The organism is Herbaspirillum sp. B65, from assembly GCF_000333555.1.
GTDB classification, from domain to species: Bacteria; Pseudomonadota; Gammaproteobacteria; order Burkholderiales; family Burkholderiaceae_D; genus Herbaspirillum; species Herbaspirillum rubrisubalbicans.
In genome coordinates, this window is record NZ_BADI01000358.1 from 1 (window position 1) to 2,062 (window position 2,062).

Consider the following 2,062-nt stretch of genomic DNA (forward strand, 5'->3'; position numbering starts at 1 on the left):
ATGCCCGGCCTGCGCGTGCGTGGNNCGANCNGCCATCAAATTCGGTGCCGCGCGCCATGATGCGTGCGGCCGTGCCGAAAGTGCTGGCCGAGTTGCAGCCGGGTGAGCCGGCCTGTGGTTTCGACCTGACCATCGGCTGCGCGAGGGGCCTCGCCATTGCGCCCAAGACCTTCAATCCCAAGCTGGGCATCGTCGGCGGCATCTCCATCCTGGGTACCTCGGGCATCGTGGAGCCGATGTCGATGGCCTCCTGGATCGCCTCCATCGAGGTCTACATCCGCGTGGCCCTGGCCGCCTGCGCAGCGGGCGATGCGCTGGCCTACCTGCCGGGCAAGATCGGTCGCGTCTTCGTGGCGCAGCAACTGGGTCTGCCGGACAAGCGCAGCGTGCAGATCGCCAATTTCCTGGGCGATGCGCTGGACTTCACCCAACAGGCCCTGGCCGAGGAAGGCCGCACGTTGCCGCTGCTGTGGCTGGCCGGCCATCCGGGCAAGCTGGCCAAGGTGCTGGATGGGGTGTGGGATACGCACTCCAGCAAGAGCAACATGGCCATGCAGGGCGTGGCCCGCGTGGCTGAAGAAATGAACGCGGCAGGGCAGGGCGTGCTGTTTGACGCCACCCTGCTGCAGCAGATGAAGGAAGCCAATACGGTGGAAGCAATCATAGAACTGGTCCGCCAGCAGGATGCCGGACTGTCGCGCCGCCTGTGGTGCGAGATCGAAGCGCGCATCGCCGCGCTGGCGCAGGTCCGCGTACCGGCGGTCGAACGCATCGAAGTGCGTTTGTTTGACCTCGACGGTCGGCAACTGGGAGCAGGCGCATGAGCGGGCGTTTGACCGGCATCGGTGTCGGCCCCGGCCCCGCCGGCTACCTGCCGCTGGCCGCCATCGCTGCGCTGCGCAGTGCCGACTTGATCTACATCCCGCGTGCGCGCGGGGCCGATCTGTCGGTGGCCCTGCAATGCCTGGAGGGCGTGGAATTCGACCGCAGTCGGCTATGCGAGATCGAGTTCAACATGGACCCGGACCGCCAGGTGTTGCAGGAGCATTACGCCCAACTCGGCCAGCAACTGGCGGCGCAATTGCGCCAGGGCTTGCAGGTGGTCTATCTCACCATCGGCGATGCCTTGACCTATTCGACCTACGGCTACGTGCTGGCGGCGGTGCGCGACCTCTATCCCGAGTGTGACTGCCTGACCTTGCCCGGCATCACCAGCTATGCCGCGGCCGCCGCCGCACTGGAATGGCCGCTGGGCGTGGGCAAGGAGCGCACGCTGATCCTGCCTTGCCCGGAAGACGCCGCGACGCTGCGCGCCGAGATCGAGCACCACGACATCGTGGTGCTGATGAAGGTGGGCGCACGCCTGCCCTGGGTGCTGGCGCTGCTGCGCGAGATGGACATTGCACAGCACTGCGGCTTTGCCCGCCGCATCGGCCTGGAAGGCGAAGTGCTGGCTACCGACCTGAGCACGCTGGATGCGGCACAAGCCAGCGGCTACCTGGCCGTGCTGCTGATCCGCAAGAGCGCGCAGGCGCTGCGTCATCGCGCGCCGCAAGAGAATGTGAAAGGAAACGCATGAAAGTCTATTTCGTCGGCGCCGGTCCCGGTGCGGCCGACCTCATCACCCTGCGCGGCGCGCGTCTGCTGGGGCAGGTGCGCATGGTGCTGTATGCCGGCTCGCTGGTGCCCACCGCCTTGCTGGAACACTGCCATGCCGAGGCCGAGATCATCGATACCGCCGCACTTGATCTTGAACAGCAGCAGGCCTGCTATGTACGTGCGCAGGAGCAGGGCATCGACGTGGTGCGCCTGCATTCGGGCGACCCGGCCATCTACGGCGCCACCGCCGAGCAGATGCGCCGGCTCGATGCCTTGGGTATCGCCTATGAAGTGGTGCCGGGCGTATCGTCCTTCACCGCTGCGGCTGCGGCCGTGTCGGCCGAACTGACCAAGCCGGAAGTGTCGCAGAGCGTGATCCTGACCCGTGTCTCGGGCCGTGCTTCGGCCGTGCCCGAATCGGAATCGATTGCCTCGCTGGNCGCGCACCGCGCCACCATGTGCA

The 2,062-nt window shown here is 66.8% G+C and carries 2 protein-coding genes and 1 pseudogene; all 3 read left to right on the forward strand.

The window, feature by feature from the left end; all coding sequences use genetic code 11:
• Positions 1-824 (forward strand): annotated as a pseudogene (locus tag I5W_RS08775) (cobalt-precorrin-5B (C(1))-methyltransferase); the annotation flags it as partial.
• Complete coding sequence (cobI, locus tag I5W_RS08780) at positions 821-1,579, forward strand: precorrin-2 C(20)-methyltransferase (RefSeq protein ID WP_017450325.1); 759 nt, start codon at positions 821-823, stop codon at positions 1,577-1,579. The pseudogene I5W_RS08775 and the gene cobI, both read left to right, overlap by 4 nt.
• Positions 1,576-2,062, forward strand: a 487-nt coding sequence (locus I5W_RS08785) for a cobalt-precorrin-4/precorrin-4 C(11)-methyltransferase (protein WP_044528940.1), incomplete at its 3' end; no start/stop codon positions are given. The genes cobI and I5W_RS08785, both read left to right, overlap by 4 nt.